Raw genomic sequence first — 22,434 nt, forward strand, 5'->3', positions numbered from 1 at the left:
AGATGGATATGCGAGAAGTAGATTTACCAGGAATCGGACGGAAGTTCGAAGGCATCACGACACGAGGAGATAAGGTGGTCGTCATCGTCCATGATGATGGACGACGCGAAATGCATCACTACGATGACGATGATTTTGATGAGAGCATCTCGAGCGTGACGTTCAATGACGCAGAAGCCCGTCAGATGGCAGGAATTCTCGGAGGATTATCCTATAAGCCGAAGGATCTCGAAAAAATTGAACTCGCGTTTGATGATCTCGTCATTGAATGGTTTAAAGTCGGTCAGGATTCAAAGGTCAACAATCGAACGATCGGTGAACTCGATGTCCGTAACCATTACGATATTTCAATCATTGCGGTGCTCAAGCATGACCGTTCAAAATCACTCAATCCAGGACCGGATACACGCCTTGAAGCCGGTGATACGATCGTCTTATCTGGAGAGCGTCAAAACATCCGTCACATCACGAAAGCATTATTCTCAATCGAAGGAGGCGGATAATATATGGATCATCTCATATTTGAAGTCGGTACCGCGCTTATCTTAGTGGCAATCGCGGCAGTGCTCGCGAACAGACTCAATTTCTCGATCATCCCGTTTCTAATCATTCTCGGGATGATTGTTGGACCGCACGCTCCGACAATCGGGATACTAGACTTCAAGTTCATTGAAAGTGCTGAGTTCATCAGTTTCCTCGGACGAATTGGCGTCCTATTCCTCTTGTTCTATCTCGGACTCGAGTTCTCGATCGGTAAGTTGATCCGGTCTGGAAAATCGATCGTCACGAGCGGAACGATCTATTTATCGATTAACTTTACAGGTGGTTTACTCTATGGATTCATCGCCGGATTCCCACTCTATGAAGTACTCGTCATCGCCGGAATCATTACGATCTCCTCGAGTGCGATCGTGGCGAAAGTCCTCGTTGATCTCCGCCGGACTGGTAACACGGAGACGGAATTGATTCTTGGAATCATCATGTTCGAGGACATTTTCCTCGCTGTCTACTTGTCGGTCTTATCGGGACTGCTTCTCGGTGGTGGGACGACATTACTCGCATCCCTCACATCGATCTTGATCGCCCTCGGCTATATGTTGTTGTTCTTCATCGTCGCTCGGAAGGCAACACCGCTTTTGAATAAGATGCTGAAGATCGCCTCGGACGAAGTCTTCATCATCGTCGTCTTTGCTGCCTTGTTCTTCATCGCCGGATTCTCGGAAACGATTCATGTTGCAGAAGCAATCGGGGCGTTGTTACTCGGTCTCGTCTTCTCGGAAACTGATCAAGGCGAACGGATCGAACATCTCGTCGTACCATTCCGTGATTTCTTCGGTGCGATCTTCTTCTTCAGTTTCGGGTTGAGTATCGATCCGACGATGTTACTTGACGCCGTTTGGCTCGCACTCGGTGCCGTCGTCATCACGATCATCGGAAACTATGTGGCTGGTATGATCGCGGGACGTAAAGCAGGTTTGTCACACAAAGCATCCTCGAACATCGGCTTGACAATCGTCTCGCGTGGGGAATTCTCGATCATCGTCGCGAATCTCGGAATCGCTGGTGGGTTGATGGATATCTTGTCACCATTCTCAGCCTTGTACGTCTTGATTCTCGCCATCCTCGGACCGTTGATGACGAAGGAATCAAAACGGATTTACAACATCATGAATAAAATCTTCAAGTGGACGGAACCAAAAGAGAAAAAAACGAAGAAAAATGCCTGACTGATATAAACGAACAACCGGTTCGCTTTCCCGAACCGGTTGTTGTTGTTTTAAGTCAAGACTTCATACGTCGCCATCAGGAATTGTCCCGAATGGCGACTTGCTGTCAAACGAAGATTCGTTTCATTCGTCCCTTCCGGAAACAGCGGGATGCCTGTTCCGAGGATGACGGGTGCGATCGCCAGTTCAATCGAGCGGATGCGTTTTAAACGCAACGCTTCTTGAATCAATTCGCCACCACCGACAAGCCAGACGTTACCTTCGATCGTTGGCGTGATCCGGTCAAGCAGTTGATCGAGCGGTTCATCCGTATAGGTGACCGTCTCAGACGTTCGTTGCGTCCGACTATAGATATAACTCGGAATATCTGCGTAAGGGTATGTCTCGCTGAGTTGCAGGACCTCATCATATGTTTTTCGTCCCATGATGACGGCACCGACTTGATCATAGAACGCTTGATAACCATTATCCCCGTCTCCGGCAACGGCAAATAACCAATCAAGTGAACCGTCGAGTCTAGCAATTTTCCCGTCAAGACTACAAGCGATATAAAGAACGGTCGTAGGTTGTGACATCCATAATTCCTCCTTTTGCATCGTGTGACTTCATCTTAGCGTATAATGACGACAAAAGATGTCGTTATTTGAGGAGGAAATGTATGAATACGAGACAATGGCGTTTAGTCCGCTTGTTAAACCGGGGGGAACACTTCTCTGCACGGATGCTTGCGGAAGAATGTCAGGTGTCGATCCGGACGATTCAACGGGACATGACGGTACTTGAAGCAAATGGTTATCCGATCTACAGCGAACCAGGCGTAGCGGGGGGTTACCGGATGCTGCCGCACCGGAACATGCCGCCACTCGTCTTGACGGATGAAGAGACGATTGTCTTATTCATCCTTCTGGAATGGGTCGGACAGATTCCCGATTTTCCATTCGGTACGATTCGACAGGAAGTCGCTGAACGCTATGCGAACGAGTTACCGAAAATGACGGAGCAACAGATTGTGAAATGGAAAGACCGCTTTCGCTTTCAAACGGTCGACACACCACCGTCGCCGCAAAATCCAGCGTTACTCGACTTGTTAGAGAGCGGACGGATGGGGAATATTCTGTATGAGACGACAAAAGGACAACGCATGATCGTCGTAGATCCGATTGGTTTATCGTTCGAACAGAATCGCTGGTACTTCTATGGACAGACGAATCGAGGGTATCGCCAGTTCCGTGTTGATCGGATCAAAGACGTGACGCTTCATGAGTTGCCAGCAACCGAGTTAACCTTTTCAGATTTGGAACAAGACATGACACGTGTACCGATGACGACGGTGAAACTGGAAGTATCACCATTAGGCGAACGGTTGCTAGAGGGGATTTTACCGATTCAGTCGGAACGAACATGGTTGGTTCCGGAAACCGAACTGCCGTATCTCGGACGCCAATTGATGCGGCTCGGTCCGGAAGTGCGAGTCCTTGAACCACTCGAACTCCGGGAGCAGTTGATTCGTCAAGCAGAAAAAATGATTGCTGTGCAACATTCCGATAAGCCGTTCGGACAGAATTGATCAAAAAACTATGTTACGATATAGCTAGAAAGAAACAATAGAGGAAGGGGTCTTCCATGGAAACACTATCACTGATTTTATTGATGCTTGCGCTCATCTTACTGACGCAAGTCGTCGGACATTACATCCGTTTCATCCCAACGGCTTTGATCCAAATCATTGCCGGAACCGTCGCCGCTCTCCTGATGAGTGGCTTGACGATTGAAGTCGAATCCGAATGGTTCCTCCTGTTATTTATTGCTCCGTTACTTTATAACGATAGCTCTCACTTTCCGCGCGAAGATTTGTGGCGGATGCGCACAGCGATCTTCGGTAATGCAATCATCCTCGTCTTATTGACGACGATCGTCGGAGGATACTTCATCAATTGGTTGATTCCGGTCATTCCAGTCGCTGCTGCGTTTGCCTTAGCCGCAATCTTATCGCCAACGGATCCAATTGCCGTCAACGGAATTGCAAAACGTGTCCAGATTCCAGAACAAATCTTGACACTCGTTCGCGGAGAATCGCTGATCAATGATGCATCGGGATTAGTCGCGTTCAGTTATGCTGTTGCCGCTGTTCTCACGGGTTACTTCTCGATTCAGAGTGCGACAACAGAGTTCTTCTACATGTTCATCGTCGGAGCGGTGATCGGGTTGACGATCTCACTCGCCATGAACTTTCTCAAGGTACGCTTGCGTCGCGCCGGCATTGAAGACGTCGTTTTTTATGCTTTGCTGCAAATTTTGACGCCATTCATTATCTTCTTTATCGCCGAAGAAGGGTTTCACGCGTCAGGCGTCATCGCTGTCGTCACAGGTGGTATCTTGCATGCCTTGATCAAAGAACGAACAGAAACGTTCTTTGCGCAAGAGCAGACGTTGACAGATAACATCTGGACGATGATTGCGTATACGTTAAACGGGATTATCTTCTTATTGCTCGGTTTGACGTTGCCAGAAGCGACACGCGAGATTTTTGCGGATGACGCGATCAACAACTGGCGTCTGATGCTATATGTCATCGAAATCGGTTCATTCATTCTCGCGATCCGTCTCGTCTGGACGATGTTCTTCAATTGGTTCGATCATCGGTTCTTTAAAAAAGAGGACCGCGATCATCGTCGACCGTCCTTCAAACAAGATTTAATCACGACACTGGTCGGGGTTCGCGGAACGATCACGATGGTCGGGGTCTTGTCATTACCGTTCTTGACGGAGTCCGGCGAAGCCTTCCCGGAACGCTCATTGATCATCTTCCTTGCAGCGGGTGTCATCATCTATACACTCGTTCTCGCAACGATTCTCTTACCGGTCTTGAACCGTGGTGAGGCGGCTACACCGATCGCACTCGACCTGAATGCCCAAAAACAACGGATGATTCGCCGGGCAATCTCAGAAATTAAACAAGTGACGGACGAAGACAATGCGGTCGTTGCGTTTGATCTCCTTAATGAGTATCATGTCATGCTTCGGTTACTTCGGGCACAGGAAAAAAGTCAGGAAGAGCTCGATCAATTCAATAATCAATTGAAAGCACTGCGACTGGAAGCCGTCCAGTGGGAAAAGGAAGAATCGAAGCGCTTCGTCGCCGAGCACAAGGTGCCGGATCTGTTGAAGAAAGATGTCTTCCGCTCAATCGAAAATCGTCGTAAGGCGATCGGCAAGGATTCGCGTTTCCAGATCGTCCAGCCAATTCGTAAATTATGGTGGAAACGGAAACGATCGAACATGTCGTCTGATGCGTTGATTCAAATGACACAAGTCGAGCATGAACTGTATGAAAAGGTAATGGGTACAGTGATCGAACGTCTCGAGAATTGCCGCTCATCTTATCCACCAGACGTCGTTCAAAGTGTGCTGGAGTTCTATAAACGACTTCGCTTCAAACATACGCGTTGGTCGTCGCCGATTGGCGGCAAGGACGTCGATCAGCAGAAGGAAGAACTCTGTCTGAAGGCCATCGAAGTTCAGCGTCTTGAAATTGCCAATATGTCAAAAGAAGGCGATCTCTCGAACGAAGAGGAGAAGGAATTACGCCGCTTCATTCACTACATCGAGAGTGTCGTTCTCTACGAATACGTCGAATAACAACGAGACTGTTCGTTTGTCACATATTTAAAAGGAGCACGTTTTCTCTGAACAAGAGAATCGTGCTCCTTTTGTGCGTCTTGATTTAAATCATGTATAGCGTCTTTTGGACTGCGTAGCGTTGATGGTCGTGAAATAGATGTTCGATTGCTTCAACCGGCTCGATCCATCGTAAGGCATGATCATCCTCAATCGGATCTTGTACTTTCTGCCCAGCATCGCAACGATAGAACTGCCCTTCGTTCAAATAATATGCCGTTTCGTTTTGTGAATAGAAATGTTGATTGGCTCGTCCGATGAAATCACCGATTTCGATGTCCATCCCCGTTTCTTCTAGTACCTCTCTTTTAAGACAGTCTTCATACGTCTCATAGGTCTCGATACCGCCACCTGGAAGAAACAACTTACCGTCCTTTTTTTGAATGACGGCAATTTTACCTGTTTGAGAGTCGCGCATGACCGCATAAACAGCAGGTCTTGTTATGTAGTGTTGGTTCTGTTCTTGCTGCCCGAAGGTGATGACATCCATTCTTAAATCACTCCTTTTCGTATAATCATTTGAATTCAATCATACCTTACAAAATAGTATGTAAGCATGCCAAACAAAAACCCCTCATTTCGTTTTAGAAATGAGGGGTTTCCTAGGAGTGACGATCGTTTGCTTCAAACAAATCGTCTAATGGATTAACCGAGTGACAAGTATTTGACTTCGAGATAATCTTCGATGCCGTAGACGCCACCTTCACGTCCAAGACCACTCTCTTTATAGCCACCAAATGGGGCTTGTGCTGCAGATGGCGCACCATCGTTCAGACCGACGATCCCGTATTCGAGTCGTTTTCCGAGCATCAATGCTTCATCGATGCGTTCAGAGAACGCGTAAGCCGCAAGTCCGTATGGTGTGTTGTTCGCCCGTTCGATGACTTCATCAAGCGTCTCAAAGACAGAGATCGGTGCGAGCGGACCAAACGTCTCTTCCTGCATGCAAAGCATGTCTTCAGTGACATTGGCAAGCACGGTCGGTGTGACGAAGTAGCCGACCGATTCGTCAATCGTACCACCAGTCAGGATCGTTGCCCCTTTTGCGACAGCGTCATCGATGTGTGCTTTGACTTTTGCGACGGCTTTCGCATTGATCAATGGACCAACTGTCGAGTCAGCGTCCATCCCGTTCCCGACTTGCAGTTGTTTGACGGCTGCTGTGAATTTTTCCGTGAATGCGTCAAGAACAGACGCTTGCACGTAGAAGCGGTTCGTCGCGACACACGCTTGTCCACCATTTCGGAATTTAGAGCGCATCGCGCCTTCGACGGCTTTATCGAGATCCGCATTTTCCGTGACGATGAAGGGTGCGTGACCACCGAGTTCAAGTGATAGTTTTTTCATCGTATCGGCTGCTTGACGCATGATCAATTTCCCGACGGCTGTTGAACCTGTGAACGTGATCTTCCGGACACGGGAATCAGCTTGCCAGACACCACTGATCGTTGCCGCGTCACCTGTTAGGACGTTGATGACACCTTTAGGGATACCTGCTTCCTCTGCTAATTCAACGAGGCGAAGTGCCGTAAACGGTGTTTCTTCCGATGGTTTAAGGACAATCGTACAACCCGCTGCAAGAGCCGGTGCAAGTTTACGTGTGATCATCGCTGCCGGGAAGTTCCATGGTGTGATCGCTGCAACGACACCGACTGGTTCTTTTTCGACGAAGAGTCGTTTTCCTGGAACAGAAGCCGGAATCGTTTCACCGTAAATCCGGCGTGCTTCTTCAGCGTACCAACGGACGTATTGATTTCCGTAATCGACTTCACCGAGTGCTTCGACGTACGGCTTTCCTTGTTCTGTCGTCATGATCCGAGCGAGTTCCTCACGGTGTTCGTTGATCAAGCGATACCAGGCATCGACTAAATTCGCGCGTGTGTCTGCTGTTTCATTTGACCACTTGACGAATGCTTCGCTCGCTGCGTCAACGGAACGTTGTGCGTCTTCCGCTGAACTTGCAGGAACATGTCCGAGCAGTTCTTTCGTTGCTGGGTCGTAGACCGGAATCGTTTCTGTCGTATCGTACCATTCACCATTAATTAAGTTCTTTTCAATCATCTTGTTGCACCTCCGTGAATTTCATTACGTCCTTAATTAAACACCTCAAGACGAGTGAGCGGAAGTTCCGCTTTGGATGGACAGTCATAACGAAACGGAATGACTCAAAAAAGTAGTTAATCGACTGAACAATCGGGAACAGTTAGAATAGAGGGGAATGAAAACGTCAAAATTGATGAAGGAGTCGAAAAACATGAGACGGAACTGGATCATTGGCGGTGTGGCGCTGAGTCTGCTACTAAGTGGATGTGGGGAAAGCGAAGTCAGCGAGAAAAAGTCGGAAAAAACACGAGAGACACAGCAAAAAAGACAAGCTTCGCAACAGGCATACATAGAAAAGACGATACAGCGTGCTGATCGTTACGCTGCCCAGTACGATTATGACCGGGCGATCAAAGTGTTGAAACCCGTCCGCGCAAAAGAGACGAAACAGAGGGAAGAGGAATACGAACAGAAAAAGCAGACGCTCCTGCCTGTGACGAAACCTGTGCCACATCTCTTTTTCCATTCATTGATTGCTGATCCAAACCAAGCATTTGATGGCGACCGGAAGGAAGCGGGATACGATGATTACATGGTGACACAACAGGAGTTCGAACGGATTTTAGATGCGTTGTACAAAAACAACTACGTACTCGTCCGACCAACAGATTTAGCAAAAGAGGTGAACAGGAAGATCGTCGAGACACCCGTCCGTTTACCAAAAGGAAAACAACCGCTCGTGTTGTCGCAGGACGACGTCAATTATTACGAATACATGAAAGGCGATGGATTTGCGAAGAATTTAAAAGTGAAGGATGGCAAAATCGTCAACACGATGGTCGGAAAACCGGATGGTGCTTATGATCTCGTGCCGATCGTCGATGCGTTCGTCCAGTCTCATCCTGACTTTTCCTATAAAGGAGCAAAAGGGTTGCTCGGTATTACAGGTTATAATGGGGTGCTCGGGTATCGTTCCTCCTACAATCAATATGGACACAATAAACAGGTTGAAACGGCACGGAAACAAGCGAAACAGACCGCCGTCGCATTAAAAAAGGACGGCTGGCAGTTCGCGAGTCATACGTACGGACATGTTTGGGTCGGAAAAGAATCAGTCACGACGATTGACGCGGATCTTAAACGCTACAAACAGGACGTTGCCCCGCTGATTGGAAAAACGACGCAACTGATTTATCCATACGGCAGTGATGTCGGGGATTGGCATAATTATTCGGGTGAGAAATATCGTCTACTCATCGATAGTGGGTTCCGCTATTTCTTCAATGTCGATGCAAGTCAACATGCTTGGAAGCAAGTTGGACCCGACTACTTCCGCCAAGCCCGGATCAACGTTGATGGGATACGTTTACGTCAAGCCGTTGCTGGAAAGACGAACGTCCTCGATCCGTTCTTTGATGCAAAAGAGGTCTTTGATCCAGCGCGACCGGAACGGAAGTGACCTGGTCCTTCGATTGATCATCTTGCTAGTAGTGAGACGAGAGCTTTTCCTCTTTGAAGGTAACGTTCTAGGTGATTGCTCAATTCCTCGTTTGTAACGATAGAATCAGATAAAAGGTTGAATGTTTGTTGAACGAAATGGAAATTGAAACAACCCGAAAGCCAGAGTAAGGATTCAAGTCGAACAAAATCATCGTGATCAAAAATATTCATGTCGTAGTTTTCTAAAATCGCTTGCGCTAGTTCAGGAGACACGCTAAAAGAATGAATCCCTTCATTTCGTGCATACCATTTAAGGATCCATGCGAGGTCTTGTATACGATCAGAGTAACCGATATGTTCATGATCAACGATTCCGACGATATGATCGTTCCTCCATAAGATATTTAGTGCATTGAGGTCTGTTGATAAAACAGGTAGCATATCGTTCTTCGATCTGAGTTGTGCCTGACAGATATGAAACTGGACGAGATCGAGATAGTTACCTAACCTTTGTTGTTCTATTGAGGTGATGACAGTATCTACCTTTGATAAATCATGATGCCATTTTTGATAGGCGACGGTATGGTCAACGACCGGAAAAGAAAATTGCGAATCGACCGGTATATCATGTAGTTGTCTTAGCAACGCACCCATTTTTGACGCTGATGATTTGGTTTGTACAGTAATATGTGTGCCGTCTATCCAATCAAAGAGGACACAGCGCCATGCTTGACCAGCATCATCCTGAATCATTGAAAATGTATTTGAGTCAGTTGTCGGTTGAACGCGTTTCATGAAGGGGAGTCCGTGTTCACGTATCCTATCAGTTGCGTATAATTGCTGATTCAAATCAGATGCAGAGGCAAGTTCTGTCTCAGAACTATATCGATCATCCGCAAGAAAGCGTAAAGAATAAGCGTTACTATTACAAATTATTCGATAATGTTTGTCACCATGAATTCCGAAAGTCGATAAAGAGATTGAATAATCTAGAGCAGAATCATATGAAATCCCAAATCGTGATAAAGCGAGCGAAATCAATTGATTATCTTCAGGACACATAGTTTACACTCCTCTAACGGTATAGGTCAAAACGGTAGTGGCTGCGTCCCGTCCTGATCCGTAAATTGATAGGTCTTCGCGAGATCGGCAACGAAGATGGCTTGTCCAGAATAACGGCTAACATCGTCATCCGCCATCAGCGCTGTAACGGCTCGTCCGATATAGGTCGTCGATTCAGTCGCGGCACTCGCGAATCCAGCATCGACGACCCGTTCCGTTCGCATGAAACCGGGGCAGAGCGCGATAACGGAGATGGTCGTCTGAGCTAACTCCAGTGCCATGACGTGTGTCATTCGATTAATCGTTTGCATCGCCAAATCATAATAGAGGTTTCCAGACACCTGCTCTGGAGTGAATGACGTCACATTGATGACGAGCGCAGCTGGACTCTGTTGCAGCAATGGCATCGCAGCCCGAATCGTCCACAAATACGCTTTTGGTCCGGCAGACATCATCGCGTCCCAATGTTCCGGTGGTCGCTCCCAAAACCGTCGTCCGGTTCCAGACGGTAAGTGGCTTTCCGAACCACCGAACACGCAGTTGACGAGGAGATCGATTCGACCATGTTGGTGCTGAATCTGCTGAATCAGACGATCGATATCGTCAAGACTCGTATGGTCACAAACGATCGGGATGCCAAGTCCGCCGCGTGCTGTGACACCAGCAGCCGTCTCTTCGATCGTTTCGCTTCGTTGATCCGTTGCCTGTTCATTCGTACTCCGTCCTGTGACGTAGACAATCGTTCCAGCGTCACCCAAGGCATAAGCGATGCCACGTCCGGCGCCACGGGAGGCACCAGCGACGAGTGCAATACGTGTTGACATGATGAAACTCCTTTCAGATACGAGAAGACGGATGGGCAGATGCGCATCCGTCTTCTTCTGTCTTTAAAAACCTTTAATCGTCATCCCACCATCGACATAAAGCGTTTGTCCGGTCACGTAACGGGCTGCAGCAGACGATAAGAAGACAGCTGGTCCAACCAGTTCTTCTAATTCACCGACCCGACCGAGCGGTGTCACGTCAACGATCTCTTGCAGGTATGTAGGATCTTCCAGCAATGGTTCTGTTAATGGTGTCTTAAAATACCACGGTCCGATTGCATTGACGCGAATATTTTGTGGTCCCCATTCAAGCGCCAGTACTTTCGTCATCTGAATCATTGCCGCTTTCGTCGTCGCATATACGACGCCGGTCCGTAAGGCGACGTGACCAGCAACCGAGGCGATATTTAAAATGCTTCCACCTGTCTCCTGCATCCGTTTACCAATTTCTTGAGCAAAGAAGAAAGCGGATTTCAGATTGGTCTGTTGGATCGTTTCCCACTCGTCTTCCGTCACATCGAGTGCTTTCGAGCGAATGTTCATTCCAGCGTTGTTGACGAGCCCATCAATCTGCGGTACTTGTTCGTAGGCACGAGCTACCGTCTCGACGACTTGTTTCCGGTCAGTGATGTCGCACGGGAATATGTAAGCCGTTCGACCGAGTCGCTCGATTTCTTGTGCCGTCTCCTTCAAATCCTGTTCCGTCCGGGCGACGAGAATGATGTTAGCACCGGCTTCTGCCATCCCGATGGCGAGCGCGCGTCCGATGCCTCGTCCAGCTCCAGTGATGAGAAATGTCTGTTCGGTTAACGAAAAACTTGGAAGATACATGATGTCACGTCCTTTTACTAAGAGTCATAACTTACTCTAATGAAAAATTGACTGAAAAGAAAGAAAAATCACTCCATAGTAAAGTAGAGATGGTAAAATATTGAAAAGGAGGGATGAGATGAAGCGTGGTTTAGTTGTGACAATATGTATAGCTCTCGTGAGCCTTGCTGCGATTCAACTAGTCGGTACAGAAGTCTATCGTTATTTCTTTTATGATCCGGCAACCTATCAAGCCCGATTTATGGTTGATGGAGGCGGAAAAGAAGAAGGAAAACCGACCAAGCAAAAAATCGACATCCAAAGCGGGGGATTTTCGGATAAGGATGCATTAGGAGTTGCTACCTTTTACGGTGTCGTCGGTCTTGTCATATTACTGATCGTCATCTTCAGTGTGCGTTACTTCTTGAAGCGTTTACGAAAACGACGCAGACGAGAGACTGTAATCGACGATTTAATGGAGCCGCCGCCGGTGTTTTCCCCAAATCGTTCGATACGACAAACACTTGTTGGTGAAGAATCAGAGTCAGAAATTCGCCGTCTGTTACAAACGTTCGATCGGCAACTGACACGACAAAAACGCCGCCGCTCCGAAGAGACGGTCGGCGAATGGTTACAACGGATTGATGTCACGCTCGATCCATCGATCTATCATCTCGTCCGGTACGGTGAAACACCGGACTCGGCGATTTCACAAGATCAGATCGAACATCTGAGACATGGACTACAAGTGCACCTTCAGCGCGACTGACCGAGTAAATCAAGCAGGATCGCATGATGGGAAGCGTCTCGTGAGACGAGCGACAATTCGCGGACGACATCAAACCCGTCGACCGGTAACGTCTTGATTTCAGGGGATAGTCCGTCTTGGAAAATCTCCGGCAATAGAGCGATACCAAGTCCTGCACGGATGAAACCGAGGACGCTTGAACCGAATTCCATCTCGTTTTCTGCTTGATAGACGGCACCTCGCTCGATGAACGCGTCCTTTAGGATGTTCGTCGAATCGCAATCGATCGGAAGCGATAAGAAAGAGGCGTCACGAATTTGCTCAAACGCCACAGACGTACAGCCTATAAATCGTTCGTCGTCTTGATGCACATAAAGCAAAAAGTTCTCCGTATACAAATGCGTCGTATGATACGGATGGACATGGTGACGATCGTCGAGTAAGACAGCATCGTATCGGCGTTCTTCAAGACCTTGCATCAAATCGATCGTCGTATGCGCTGTCTTCAATTTGAGATCCGGGGCCGTCGCTTGACGCGAGACGTGACGCGGGAGATACGTCATCGCGACGCTTGGCCATGATCCGAGTGTCAACGTCGTCCGTTCGTCGATCGTACCGATCCGTCGTTTCATCTGATCGATCCGGTCAAGCAGTTCACGACTCTCTTCAAAGACAATTTCGCCAGCTGTCGTCAACGTGACACCATGTGCCGAACGGTGTAACAACGAGACGTCGAGTGCACTCTCAAGACTTTTGATTTGTTTACTTAACGCCGGTTGCGTCATATGCAGTACTTCGCTTGCTTTCGTCAGGCTACCGGTCTCCGCGGTGACGAGGAATGCTTCCATCCATTCTGTCTTCATTGGTTCACGCTCTTTTCATACAGGTTGTTTAGAACGTACGCCATTTGAATGCATCTGACAATCATTTTGCATTTTTATATTCTTAGTTTGGAATATTCCAAATTGGGAATATATAAAATAAAGAGGTGAACGGATATGAATGATCGGATACCAATACGATTCTCAGCTCTCGGAGACGCGACACGGATTCAACTCATCGAAGCGTTACGAAATGGTCCTCGCTCCGTCAATGAGTTAGCTGAACAACTACACTTACGCCAACCGCAAACCTCGAAGCATTTGAAGCTGTTGCTTGACGCGGAACTAATCACTGTCGAACGGCAGGCGAATCGTCGCTTGTATAGCCTTCGCCCAGAAGCGTTTCGAGAGCTCGTCATGTGGAGCAACTCGCTTGCGCAAATGGAAGCCCGCATGCATCGTCTAGACGCACATTTGAAGCAGATTCAGCCGAACGTGAAGGGAGACGGGACGAATGAAAAAGAAATTGAAGACTTCGATTGAGGGAAAGACGCTACGAATGGAATGGACGTGCGAGGCGCCACGAGATAGCGTCTTTGCCGCATTCACGGAAAAAGAGCAGCTCGAAGCGTGGTGGGGACCGGAAGGCTGGGAGACGACGATCAAGACGTTTGAGTTTCAACCGGGTGGTGTATGGCATTATTGCATGCGCTGTGTTGATCCGGCGCAAGGTGACTTTTACGGCATGGAATCGTGGGGAAAAGCGATTTTCAGACACATCGATGCTCCGAACACGTATAGTCATGCCGATTATTTCTCAGACGCGTCAGGAGCGATCTCTGAACATTTGCCAGGAAGCGAGAATGTCACGACATTCCTCGACCACGGGGAGACGACGTTGATCGTCTTCGAGTCAACCTATGAGACAGAAGCAGCCGTGCAAGAAGTACTCAGTATGGGGATGAAGGAAGGCTTTACGTCGCAACTGTATCGCCTTGATCGATTATTAGCAAAACGTTGAGAAGGAGTCGGTGAGGGATGCGGAAGCTTGGTCTTATAGTATGTCTGCTTTGTTTAGCCGGTTGTGGAAAATATACGATGGAAGAGGCGAAGGAGAATGGCGACATCATCGTCCAGAATGATGTTACGAACAGCGACCGATTTGAATCCTTTTTAAAAAAGTCAACGCAAGGCAAATCAGATCAGATCCGCATCACGGCATTTACGACTGAAGGAGACCCGGTATTGTATGATGTCAAGTATGATGGCAAGTCGTATCAATACACGTCTGATTCATCGCGTGATCAATTCGGCACGACAGACGATGATCGTAAAAACGAAGTCTGTAAGCGACTCGTCAAGACAAGCGAGAAGGAACAGTCGGTCTATACGTTACGCCAATGCGCTGAAGGGGCGGATCATGAGCTCTTACGATTGCCAAAACAATAATCAAAAAGGATCGTGTCCCGTCGAATCAATCAGCGGGCACGATCCTTTTTATTCGCTGTCGAGACGACGCAAGGCTTCGCGCCAACTGGAGAAGCGTTCAATCAACAACGTCAGTGAAGGTGCTTGGTGCGCACGCGCCCACTTGGCATATTGTTGACTCGTCAGAAGCGGTCCATGTGTGGCTGCAGCTTGTTGAAGAGCGTCTAAGCAGTCTTGATCGGTGAAGAAGCCGTTCGAGGTAAGATCGAAGTGTGCCAAGGCCTTTTTCCAGGTGCCGAACCGACGAATGATCGTATTCGCACTCAGCATCTCGGGGTGTAGATCTCGCAATTCCGTGTAGGAGCGGATTGTCATGTTCGTTCCTTTTTGAGCGACATAAAAGGCGACGCTCTCTTCGATCGACCACCGCTTCGTTCGCTTGACTGCAGCGGGACGGTTCAACGTCATGCGTTCTTTCGTCGATAAATGGGAAGCCTTGACGATTCCAGCTCGTTCTAACAGGTGCGCCCACGAACCGAATCGGGCGTTGATCTCTTCAAGCGAAGGGTAAGGAAGTTGAGCTGCTAACTTTTGATAATGGGTAGCTTTCATAGGTGAATGGTGCATTTGATGAAGACCTTGAACCAAGCGGATGATCTTCTCATCCGTTGCTAAAGTGGAAGTGGAAGTCGGATGTTGACGCATGCAAGATATCTCCCTTTTGAATGGTTGTTTCAATTACAGGCTAGTGTAGCATGAGGGATTGCGAGAACATACTAACAATATCGTAAGGTAAGAAAAATAGCGCATTTTTATCCAAGAAATACAGGAAAATCAGAGCTGAAACACGAATACAATAATATAGAAGAAAAGAGGGGGAACTGATCAATGACAGAAACACAGACGATTGATACGATGGAGGATATTTTAAAGATGCTCGACGCACGATTACGTGAACCAGAACCGTTTTGGGACAAGTTCTATGAAGATCGGTCGAAACCGGTCCCGTTTTTTAAGAACATTCCGGACGAGAACTTAGTTCGCTACGTCGAAGAGGGCTGGCTCTCGCCTGGTGACGCATTAGATCTCGGAACAGGACCGGGTCGAAATGCGATTTATCTCGCAACACACGGTTTCTCGGTGACGGGACTGGATCTTTCAGCAACCGCGTTAGACTGGGCAACAGAACAAGCGCAACAGACTGGGGCACATGTTGCGTTTCGAAAGCAAGATTTTCTAGAGACGACCGAACAGAATACATATGATTTCATTTACGATTCCGGCTGTTTTCATCATATGGCGCCACATCGACGTGTGACTTATGTGACGCGACTGAAGGAGATGTTGCGCCCAGGAGGATATTTCGGATTGACGTGTTTTGTTGCGGGCGGTCCGCTTGGCGGGGCGACGTTGACGGACTGGGAGGTCTATCAAGAAAACAGTCTCCAAGGTGGACTCGGCTATACGAAAGAGCGGTTACTCGCCATATTCGATGCATTCGACGTCATCGAACTAACGAAAATGAAACCCGTCGACAATCCAGAGGCATTATTTGGTCATGCTGGACTGTGGACTGGTCTGTTTCGATTAAAGGATTGATTCGTCCGGCATTCGAGACGCGAACCAGTCAACAAAGTAGTAGACATCTTCTTGCGAAACGATTTGGTGTGTATCGTATGCGGTGAACAGTGACAAAAAGCGCGGTTCGTCAGGGAAATAATAAAGCAGGATTGGGCGGAGTGTCTCTAGGTCATGCACGAAGCTTTGATCGTCTTCTAGAATAAGGTGATAGGCACTCCGAACAATCCGTTTCACGATCGAATCGGAATGAAGCAGAGCGACCTGACCGGTTTCTAAGAGAAATAAATCCGTTTTCAACTGCTCACATACTCCATTGTTTAACGCGTAGCCAAGAGCGCGTGTCGGACGAAGGGATGGAAATCGGCTTTGGAGATTTTCGCCTGCCAAAAACAAGTTGACGGATTTCAACCAGACGCCCCAGCGAAGAACTTCGTCATCCCGAATGACGTCGCCAAGCAGACCGATGTCATAATCGATTTTGGTGACGAATGGATAGTCCTTCAACCAGTGTTCCGTCCTTTTATCTAACTGCATGTGTTCTTCTTCCGTCAAAGGTTCTGTCAAAATCAGTGTAAAATCGAGATCGGATTCAAAGGGACGCGCCGTTCCTTTGGCGACGCTGCCATACAAGTACACGCCATGAAACGCGGATAAGGTTTGTACGAAGGCGACGACGTCTCGAATCACGGAACGATAACGGACAGGAATCGCTTCATTGGAAGTTGAATTGTGGATGTAGCCATTTTTCGTGCCCAATGTCGTTGGATACTGCATCTGTTTTCCTCCTCATCCTTCAGGGATGGATTGATAGCGATACCACTTCTTGTTTCGCTGCACATATAGAAACATCGTATCATCTTTTTCTTGATAGATGACCGTACCGCTCTTAAGACGAGTTGCCATGCCGTTCTTGAGCGTCTTTTCGGATGATATTTTTTGGATACGTGGTCCGGGAGTCAAAGAAAGACTCGAGACGGTTACGACCTGATCTAGTCGATACACGCGATCGTTTAAGCGGCTGACGTCTTGAGCTTGTTTAATGGCTTCCGCCGCGATGAGATCCGTCGTTGTCATCGTCGTCTCCGCTAAGCATCCACTGAGACAAAGAATGACCAATACGATAGTAGCTAACACTTTTTTCATGAAAATACCTCTTTCTCTGTTTATATATCGTAATTTACGATATATTCGTATTATACGATATAAGGGGGAGTAATATGATTTCATCTGATTTCGCAAAAATCTATTATCAACTACATCCACGGTTCGAAGAAAACCTGTCTCACCAAAGTGTGCGTATTTTGCAATACATTCAATTTGCGGTGAATCCGACGATCAAGCAGATTGCCGAGGCATTTCGCCTCTCACATAATACGACGTCCGAGCACGTCAAAAAGTTGGAGAGATTAGGCTATATCGAAAAAAAACGGAATCCAGAAGACCAACGCCAAGTGACGATTGGTTTGACAGACATAGGGGATACAATCGTTCGTCGTCATACAGAACTCGATCCCGAGCGGTTAAATCAAGTCCTTGCTACGATGTCAAAAACAGACCAACAGGCGATTGAACAGGCGTTTCGATTGTTGCGGGAGGCGGCAGATGACTGCTTTTCTCGTTAAAGTGCTGTCGAGCGCACTGGTCATCGGTCTCGTCACGGAAGTCGCCCGGCGTTCACCGTCACTGGGTGGTGTGTTGTCTGCATTGCCCGTCGTCAGTCTGATCAGCTTTGCCTGGCTCGTTAAACAGGGAAGTGAACGGGCAGAACTGAGTACATTCTTAAAGAGTGTGTTACTCGGATTACCAGCGACGTTCTTATTGCTTGCCGTCTTATATGGATTGATTCGCTCGGGTATTCCTATTTTTTACAGTATACTCGGTGCGACGAGCTTTTTTATCGCTTGTTGGTATATCCAGCGTCACCTACAACAGTGGTGTCAAACCTAGAAAAGGAGACAACGTAATGATAACCCTTCAAACAAAGCGATTGACGATTCATCCATGTACAGCGAATGACGTGACACGTTTACAACAACAGCACTACGATAACGGACCGGAAGTTCAGCATCATTTGATGTCAATAGCGTCAGATCCCTCGCTGCTATACTGGGGCAGTTGGCTCGTCATGACAAAGGATGGTCAAGTAATCGGGGATATCGGATTCAAGGGGAAGCCGGACATACGACAAGCGGTCGAAATCGGTTATGGTCTGTTACCAGCGTATCTCAATCAAGGGTTTGCGACGGAAGCAGTTCAAGTATTGATTGAATGGGCGTTTGAACAAACGGAAGTGACAGGGGTACTTGCGAAGACGGAGTCGACGAATCAAGCATCAATCCGAGTACTCGAAAAAGCGGGATTGATTCAGGTCGGGAGAGACGATCGGTATATCATGTGGGAGCGTATGAAGAAGGTGTAAAGGAAACTTGACAGGTGGTATGTTATTTACATATAGTGGGACTACGAGGTGAAATCATGAAAAATAAGGTCAAGGAGATGCGCGAAGAACGAGGTTTGTCGCAAAGCGAACTGGCAAAACGATTGAACGTGTCGCGTCAGACGGTCATTTCCATCGAAAAAGAGCGGTATAATCCGTCACTCGACCTCGCGTTTACACTAGCTGATCTGTTTGAACGGCGAATCGAAGAGATCTTTATACCGAATCGAGTGAATGAGGAGGGAGTAGAATGAAGCGAGTCAATGTGTTGTTAGATATCATTTTAATTGGAGTAGGTCTGTACTTAACGGTGACAGATCCGGCGGCTAAAACACTCGGAATCATCCTCACTTTAGCTGGTGTCACGTCACGTATCGCAGGAACGGTATTCTCGCCAACGGAACCGTATGATGAGCGCCAAGGAATGATTAAAATCCGTAGTGGACATATCGCTTATCTCGTAAGTATCGGATATCTATTTTTGATCTTGATTCTCGTCAATCTGTCGATCATAATAGACATTCAATTTGCTCTGTTGCTAGCATTAGGAGGGCAAATCTTACTCTTCCCGATTATGTTGCTGTATGTGAATCGAAAGATGTGAATTAGGGGCTAAAGATTCCTCGATGATTGGATAAAACAAAGAGAGGAAAAAGCTACATTCCTCTCTTGGTCCTTAAAAATTAGTGCCGCGGAGCAAACAGCATGACACTGACGCCGATTAAACAGATCAAAGCACCAATCATGTCATACGAATCTGGTGACTTACGATCTACGATCCAGCCCCAAAATACGGACATGACGATGAATACACCACCATACGCTGCATAGACACGACCGAATGTCGGAAACTGCTGAAATGTTGCAATGATACCGTACAAAACGAGAGTTAATCCACCAATCAGACCGAAGTACGATGGGCGTCCCTCTCTTAGCCACAGCCAAATCAAATAACCTCCACCTATCTCACTTATACCGGCTGCAATAAAGATTAAAGCGGACATCATCACGGTTCAGCCCTCGATCGCAAACGTATCCCGTAATTCGATGATTGTTCCTTCGGGTGCTTTTAATTTGCTGAGATGACCATCGACGACGAAGTAGATGTTTCCGCCGTGTTTCGGTAGAAAAGGCATCCCGAGTCGTTCCAGGCGTGCTACTTCTTCTTGCAAGTCGTCAACGTAGAGAGCGAAATGGACGGGACCCGCCGCTTGTTTTGTGTAATCGGTGAACGGTTGACCCGATTTAGGTGTTTGCAATTCGATATAAAAGTCACCGAGACGTAACCAACTGTTAAAGGCGCGGTCGTGAAAACCAGGTGACTCTTGAACGAGTGAGAATCCAAGTTGTTCATAAAATTGTTTAGACGCAGCATAGTCTGTCGTCTGAATACAGATGTGATGAATTTGTTTCATACTAAAACCTTCCTTCGTGTTCAATGAAATCATGCAAAACTAGTGTAGCATTTCACGGATCGGTTGGAACGAACGAAATGGAGAATCTGATGCAACAAACGATGAATTTGATTTGTGGACGTTTTTTATTAGGGCAAATGATTAGCGAACCTGTACGATTGGCTGGCGGACTCTTGCATGAGACATGGCGACTACATACGACGACTGGATCTTACGTCTTAAAACGATTGAATCCCGACATCATGCGACGCCCTGAAGCACGAAATAATTTTAAGATGTCTGAAGCGGTCGCCATGCAAGCATCATTTCACTTAGCAGCATTACCAGCACGTCGCATCAAAGACCAAGCGATACAAACGATTGACGGCTCGGATTACCTTTTGTTTGACTGGATCGATGGCAAGATGTTATCAACCGACCAGCTTCGATCGGCACATGCACGACAAATCGGAGTTCAATTAGGACGATTGCACGGTCTTTCTATAGCGACGACTGGCTTTATAAAGCCGGATACCTCAAGTACTTCAATCGATTGGAATGGTCATTTAGAAGAAGGAAAACGGCAGCAAGCAAAGTGGTTGCATCTATTCATGGAAGAGCAGGAACAGTTGCAACGAATTGAAAGATTAGCACAGGAAGCACAGAAACAACTGCCAGTAGACTGGATCGTCAGTCATCGTGATCTCGATCCAAAGAACGTCCTCTGGACACCAACGGGTCCAGTCCTGATTGACTGGGAGTCTGCGGGTCTGATCCATCGAGCCGTCGACGTATTCGAGACAGCCTGTTATTGGTCGAAGCAGGAAAACGATACGTTTGACCGCGTTCGATTTAACGCATTTCTTGATGGTTACGCGACAAACCAACGTTTGCCTGATGTCGACTGGACGCACGTCATCGATAGCAGTGTTCAAGGAAAGCTCGACTGGCTGGATTTTAATCTCAATCGCTCACTGGGAAAAGTGGAATCCCTGAGGCGGAACGAGTCCTTTTAACGATAAAAGAATTACGAGCTCACGACCGGAATCGCTGGATCAAGTGGATGTCGGTAAGATAAGCATAAAAAGAGGCACCGAATCACTCGATTCGATGCCTCTTCGTTATTAAAACGATTTGACCAACTGTTCAATAGTTGATTCAGGAGTACGAATCGGAACATATCCGAGTCGTTTGATTCGTTCGTTTGAGAAAGTAGCGCATTCCGCCGAACGATTCGGTGTTTGGTACGGCTTGTCACTTGCTGTGATCAACTTCATCCGAAAATCCGTCTCAGGTAGATTCGCATCAATCGCATTAAAGGTGTCCCCATTATGCGCATTTTTTGCGGCGATGACGATCATCTCGACTAGATTATCGGTATGGACCCACGGGACGACATCGTCCGGATGCACCCAGGTAATCACTTCCGCCTCCTTCATCCGCTCGACTTGACGATCCCCCCAGTAGGACTGCTTCTCGGCACAAATTGATCCTGGACGTAAGATGATTAAATCGGAATTGGGTGTGTTTTCCTGTAACAGGCGTTCGGATTCCTGTTTTGTATGAATGTAGACGTGTTCGGACGGTAGGAGTGGTGACGTTTCCGTAAAATGTCCACTCACGACTTCGCCGTACACGGAAGTCGTCGAGATATGAACGATGCGCTTGACACGAGCTTTTGTCGCAGCATCCGCGAGATGTTGTACACCTGTGACATTTGCTTCCTGTGCTAAATCGGGATCATCTCCGAGATAGGCAGCACAGTGAATCAACAGATCGACGCCTTGAAGTGCTGTTAGAAGCGAATCCGGATCACCGAGCTCACCGATGACTGCGTGGACATCTTTGAAAGCGTATTGATCCGCTTGTTCCTGAGAGCGATACAAACAGCGCACTTCACGCGCTTCTTCTAGAAAACGTCGCGCAACACGAGAGCCAAGCGTTCCGGTCATTCCTGTAACTAAAATCGTACTCTCTTTCAGGTTCATAAGTGCTTACCCCTTTGACTCTGTCTTTTCTGCGAAACATTGCTCACAAATGAAACGTCCTTCGCTTTTTAGGTATGCTTTGACTTCCGTCATCCCGCGATGTTTCGGATAGCGCATCTGGATGTAGACTTTTTCGTTTCCTTCAATCGTTTTGCCGCAATGCATACATGTCGGTTCTTTGCCGAACATCCTAACGCCCCCTATAAATTAATATCTTCTATCTTATCGTAAAGGAAAAACCAGGGTGTTGGAAGAATAAAGTAAAAAAGGAATCTAAAGGAGGGTGTCTATGATCTTCATTGCTATTTTTTTCGCCGTTGGTGGAGTCGTTTGGTTCATTTCAGCGCGGAGTCAATCGAAACATCGCTCGCTCGACGATCAGGAATATACACTGAACCAACATGATGTCCATCAGCAACAAAATCATCGGGATTTTTGAAGGCAAGTAAAGGA

31 protein-coding genes are annotated in these 22,434 nt (G+C 47.4%); 17 read left to right on the forward strand and 14 right to left on the reverse strand.

Features of this window, described 5'->3' with window-relative positions:
* Positions 1-2: 2 nt before the first annotated feature.
* Positions 3-503, forward strand: coding sequence for a cation:proton antiporter regulatory subunit (locus tag KNQ14_RS05780; protein WP_029341865.1), 501 nt, complete (start codon positions 3-5; stop codon positions 501-503).
* A 3-nt stretch (positions 504-506) separates the two neighbouring features.
* A complete protein-coding gene (locus tag KNQ14_RS05785) occupies positions 507-1,727 on the forward strand; it encodes a cation:proton antiporter (protein ID WP_214859976.1) in 1,221 nt (406 codons plus the stop codon).
* A gap of 50 nt (positions 1,728-1,777) precedes the next feature.
* Here KNQ14_RS05785 and KNQ14_RS05790 read toward each other — a convergent pair whose 3' ends face one another.
* Positions 1,778-2,302: a dihydrofolate reductase family protein gene (locus tag KNQ14_RS05790; RefSeq protein ID WP_133207409.1), complete on the reverse strand. Its 525-nt coding sequence runs from the start codon at positions 2,300-2,302 to the stop codon at positions 1,778-1,780.
* A gap of 83 nt (positions 2,303-2,385) precedes the next feature.
* Between KNQ14_RS05790 and KNQ14_RS05795 the strand changes: the two genes are divergently transcribed.
* Together KNQ14_RS05795 and KNQ14_RS05800 are read left to right on the forward strand one after the other, a co-directional pair.
* A complete protein-coding gene (locus tag KNQ14_RS05795) occupies positions 2,386-3,294 on the forward strand; it encodes a helix-turn-helix transcriptional regulator (protein ID WP_214859980.1) in 909 nt (302 codons plus the stop codon).
* Positions 3,295-3,350: 56 nt separating this feature from the next.
* Complete coding sequence (locus KNQ14_RS05800) at positions 3,351-5,366, forward strand: Na+/H+ antiporter (protein ID WP_214859987.1); 2,016 nt, start codon at positions 3,351-3,353, stop codon at positions 5,364-5,366.
* Between the two features lie 85 nt (positions 5,367-5,451).
* Here KNQ14_RS05800 and KNQ14_RS05805 read toward each other — a convergent pair whose 3' ends face one another.
* Together KNQ14_RS05805 and KNQ14_RS05810 are read right to left on the reverse strand one after the other, a co-directional pair.
* Positions 5,452-5,895 (reverse strand): NUDIX hydrolase, encoded by a 444-nt coding sequence (locus KNQ14_RS05805; RefSeq protein WP_214859989.1) that lies wholly within the window; start codon positions 5,893-5,895, stop codon positions 5,452-5,454.
* Between the two features lie 155 nt (positions 5,896-6,050).
* On the reverse strand, positions 6,051-7,466 hold the full coding sequence (locus tag KNQ14_RS05810; protein ID WP_029341858.1) for an NAD-dependent succinate-semialdehyde dehydrogenase: 1,416 nt from the start codon (positions 7,464-7,466) through the stop codon (positions 6,051-6,053).
* A 193-nt stretch (positions 7,467-7,659) separates the two neighbouring features.
* Between KNQ14_RS05810 and KNQ14_RS05815 the strand changes: the two genes are divergently transcribed.
* The gene (locus KNQ14_RS05815; protein WP_251138275.1) at positions 7,660-8,907 is read left to right on the forward strand and encodes a polysaccharide deacetylase family protein; all 1,248 of its coding nucleotides are present in this window, start codon (positions 7,660-7,662) and stop codon (positions 8,905-8,907) included.
* A 17-nt stretch (positions 8,908-8,924) separates the two neighbouring features.
* Here the strand turns inward: KNQ14_RS05815 and KNQ14_RS05820 are convergent, their stop codons facing one another.
* From KNQ14_RS05820 to KNQ14_RS05830, 3 genes are all read right to left on the reverse strand, one after another.
* Positions 8,925-9,950 (reverse strand): phosphotransferase enzyme family protein, encoded by a 1,026-nt coding sequence (locus KNQ14_RS05820; protein WP_214859992.1) that lies wholly within the window; start codon positions 9,948-9,950, stop codon positions 8,925-8,927.
* Positions 9,951-9,976: 26 nt separating this feature from the next.
* Entirely contained in the window at positions 9,977-10,774 is a 798-nt protein-coding gene (locus KNQ14_RS05825; RefSeq protein WP_214859999.1) for an SDR family NAD(P)-dependent oxidoreductase, read from the reverse strand.
* Positions 10,775-10,837: 63 nt separating this feature from the next.
* A complete protein-coding gene (locus KNQ14_RS05830; RefSeq protein ID WP_214860001.1) occupies positions 10,838-11,605 on the reverse strand; it encodes an SDR family NAD(P)-dependent oxidoreductase in 768 nt (255 codons plus the stop codon).
* Between the two features lie 118 nt (positions 11,606-11,723).
* On the opposite strand from KNQ14_RS05830, the gene KNQ14_RS05835 reads away from it, so the two are divergent.
* Positions 11,724-12,353 (forward strand): hypothetical protein, encoded by a 630-nt coding sequence (locus tag KNQ14_RS05835; RefSeq protein WP_214860003.1) that lies wholly within the window; start codon positions 11,724-11,726, stop codon positions 12,351-12,353.
* Here KNQ14_RS05835 and KNQ14_RS05840 read toward each other — a convergent pair.
* Positions 12,341-13,195, reverse strand: coding sequence for a LysR family transcriptional regulator (locus KNQ14_RS05840; protein WP_214860004.1), 855 nt, complete (start codon positions 13,193-13,195; stop codon positions 12,341-12,343). The genes KNQ14_RS05835 and KNQ14_RS05840 overlap by 13 nt on opposite strands.
* A 135-nt stretch (positions 13,196-13,330) precedes the next feature.
* Here KNQ14_RS05840 and KNQ14_RS05845 point away from each other — a divergent pair, with 135 nt between their 5' ends.
* The 3 genes from KNQ14_RS05845 to KNQ14_RS05855 are packed head-to-tail and all read left to right on the forward strand — an operon-like array spanning position 13,331 to position 14,602.
* A complete protein-coding gene (locus tag KNQ14_RS05845) occupies positions 13,331-13,696 on the forward strand; it encodes an ArsR/SmtB family transcription factor (RefSeq protein WP_214860008.1) in 366 nt (121 codons plus the stop codon).
* Positions 13,668-14,174, forward strand: coding sequence for an SRPBCC family protein (locus tag KNQ14_RS05850; protein ID WP_214860010.1), 507 nt, complete (start codon positions 13,668-13,670; stop codon positions 14,172-14,174). Before KNQ14_RS05845 ends, KNQ14_RS05850 begins: the two co-directional genes overlap by 29 nt.
* Positions 14,175-14,191: 17 nt before the next feature.
* The gene (locus KNQ14_RS05855) at positions 14,192-14,602 is read left to right on the forward strand and encodes a DUF4362 domain-containing protein (RefSeq protein WP_214860012.1); all 411 of its coding nucleotides are present in this window, start codon (positions 14,192-14,194) and stop codon (positions 14,600-14,602) included.
* 48 nt (positions 14,603-14,650) lie between these two features.
* On the opposite strand, the gene KNQ14_RS05860 is transcribed toward KNQ14_RS05855, so the two are convergent.
* Positions 14,651-15,286, reverse strand: a complete 636-nt coding sequence (locus KNQ14_RS05860) for a homing endonuclease associated repeat-containing protein (RefSeq protein ID WP_214860014.1) — start codon at positions 15,284-15,286, stop codon at positions 14,651-14,653.
* A gap of 183 nt (positions 15,287-15,469) precedes the next feature.
* Between KNQ14_RS05860 and KNQ14_RS05865 the strand changes: the two genes are divergently transcribed.
* The gene (locus KNQ14_RS05865) at positions 15,470-16,180 is read left to right on the forward strand and encodes an SAM-dependent methyltransferase (protein ID WP_214860016.1); all 711 of its coding nucleotides are present in this window, start codon (positions 15,470-15,472) and stop codon (positions 16,178-16,180) included.
* Here KNQ14_RS05865 and KNQ14_RS05870 read toward each other — a convergent pair.
* Positions 16,169-16,936 (reverse strand): nucleotidyltransferase domain-containing protein, encoded by a 768-nt coding sequence (locus tag KNQ14_RS05870; protein ID WP_214860021.1) that lies wholly within the window; start codon positions 16,934-16,936, stop codon positions 16,169-16,171. The two genes, KNQ14_RS05865 and KNQ14_RS05870, sit on opposite strands and share 12 nt — an antisense overlap.
* A 12-nt stretch (positions 16,937-16,948) precedes the next feature.
* Positions 16,949-17,305 carry a hypothetical protein gene (locus KNQ14_RS05875; RefSeq protein WP_214860022.1) on the reverse strand — a complete coding sequence of 119 codons (357 nt, stop codon included), beginning with the start codon at positions 17,303-17,305 and terminating at the stop codon, positions 16,949-16,951.
* A gap of 74 nt (positions 17,306-17,379) precedes the next feature.
* On the opposite strand from KNQ14_RS05875, the gene KNQ14_RS05880 reads away from it, so the two are divergent.
* From KNQ14_RS05880 to KNQ14_RS05900, 5 genes are read left to right on the forward strand one after another with little or no spacing between them, the layout of a single operon-like run.
* Positions 17,380-17,784, forward strand: coding sequence for a MarR family winged helix-turn-helix transcriptional regulator (locus tag KNQ14_RS05880; protein ID WP_214860023.1), 405 nt, complete (start codon positions 17,380-17,382; stop codon positions 17,782-17,784).
* The gene (locus KNQ14_RS05885) at positions 17,765-18,109 is read left to right on the forward strand and encodes a DUF3147 family protein (protein ID WP_214860024.1); all 345 of its coding nucleotides are present in this window, start codon (positions 17,765-17,767) and stop codon (positions 18,107-18,109) included. The genes KNQ14_RS05880 and KNQ14_RS05885 overlap by 20 nt, the downstream gene beginning before the upstream one ends.
* 16 nt (positions 18,110-18,125) lie before the next feature.
* A complete protein-coding gene (locus KNQ14_RS05890) occupies positions 18,126-18,581 on the forward strand; it encodes a GNAT family N-acetyltransferase (RefSeq protein WP_251138276.1) in 456 nt (151 codons plus the stop codon).
* 56 nt (positions 18,582-18,637) lie between these two features.
* Entirely contained in the window at positions 18,638-18,853 is a 216-nt protein-coding gene (locus KNQ14_RS05895) for a helix-turn-helix transcriptional regulator (protein ID WP_251138277.1), read from the forward strand.
* Entirely contained in the window at positions 18,850-19,203 is a 354-nt protein-coding gene (locus KNQ14_RS05900) for a DUF2178 domain-containing protein (protein WP_214860025.1), read from the forward strand. Before KNQ14_RS05895 ends, KNQ14_RS05900 begins: the two co-directional genes overlap by 4 nt.
* A gap of 79 nt (positions 19,204-19,282) precedes the next feature.
* On the opposite strand, the gene KNQ14_RS05905 is transcribed toward KNQ14_RS05900, so the two are convergent.
* Complete coding sequence (locus KNQ14_RS05905; protein WP_081637374.1) at positions 19,283-19,606, reverse strand: YnfA family protein; 324 nt, start codon at positions 19,604-19,606, stop codon at positions 19,283-19,285.
* A gap of 6 nt (positions 19,607-19,612) precedes the next feature.
* Positions 19,613-20,014 carry a VOC family protein gene (locus KNQ14_RS05910; RefSeq protein WP_214860034.1) on the reverse strand — a complete coding sequence of 134 codons (402 nt, stop codon included), beginning with the start codon at positions 20,012-20,014 and terminating at the stop codon, positions 19,613-19,615.
* A gap of 89 nt (positions 20,015-20,103) precedes the next feature.
* On the opposite strand from KNQ14_RS05910, the gene KNQ14_RS05915 reads away from it, so the two are divergent.
* Positions 20,104-21,009 (forward strand): phosphotransferase, encoded by a 906-nt coding sequence (locus KNQ14_RS05915; protein ID WP_214860036.1) that lies wholly within the window; start codon positions 20,104-20,106, stop codon positions 21,007-21,009.
* A 108-nt stretch (positions 21,010-21,117) separates the two neighbouring features.
* Here KNQ14_RS05915 and KNQ14_RS05920 read toward each other — a convergent pair whose 3' ends face one another.
* Complete coding sequence (locus KNQ14_RS05920; protein ID WP_214860038.1) at positions 21,118-21,981, reverse strand: NAD-dependent epimerase/dehydratase family protein; 864 nt, start codon at positions 21,979-21,981, stop codon at positions 21,118-21,120.
* A gap of 6 nt (positions 21,982-21,987) precedes the next feature.
* Complete coding sequence (locus KNQ14_RS05925; RefSeq protein WP_023468458.1) at positions 21,988-22,170, reverse strand: hypothetical protein; 183 nt, start codon at positions 22,168-22,170, stop codon at positions 21,988-21,990.
* Positions 22,171-22,270: 100 nt separating this feature from the next.
* Here KNQ14_RS05925 and KNQ14_RS05930 point away from each other — a divergent pair, with 100 nt between their 5' ends.
* The gene (locus KNQ14_RS05930) at positions 22,271-22,420 is read left to right on the forward strand and encodes a hypothetical protein (RefSeq protein ID WP_214860041.1); all 150 of its coding nucleotides are present in this window, start codon (positions 22,271-22,273) and stop codon (positions 22,418-22,420) included.
* The last annotated feature ends 14 nt before the right edge of the window (positions 22,421-22,434 follow it).

The organism is Exiguobacterium sp. s161 (assembly GCF_018619045.1).
GTDB lineage: Bacteria > Bacillota > Bacilli > Exiguobacteriales > Exiguobacteriaceae > Exiguobacterium_A > Exiguobacterium_A indicum.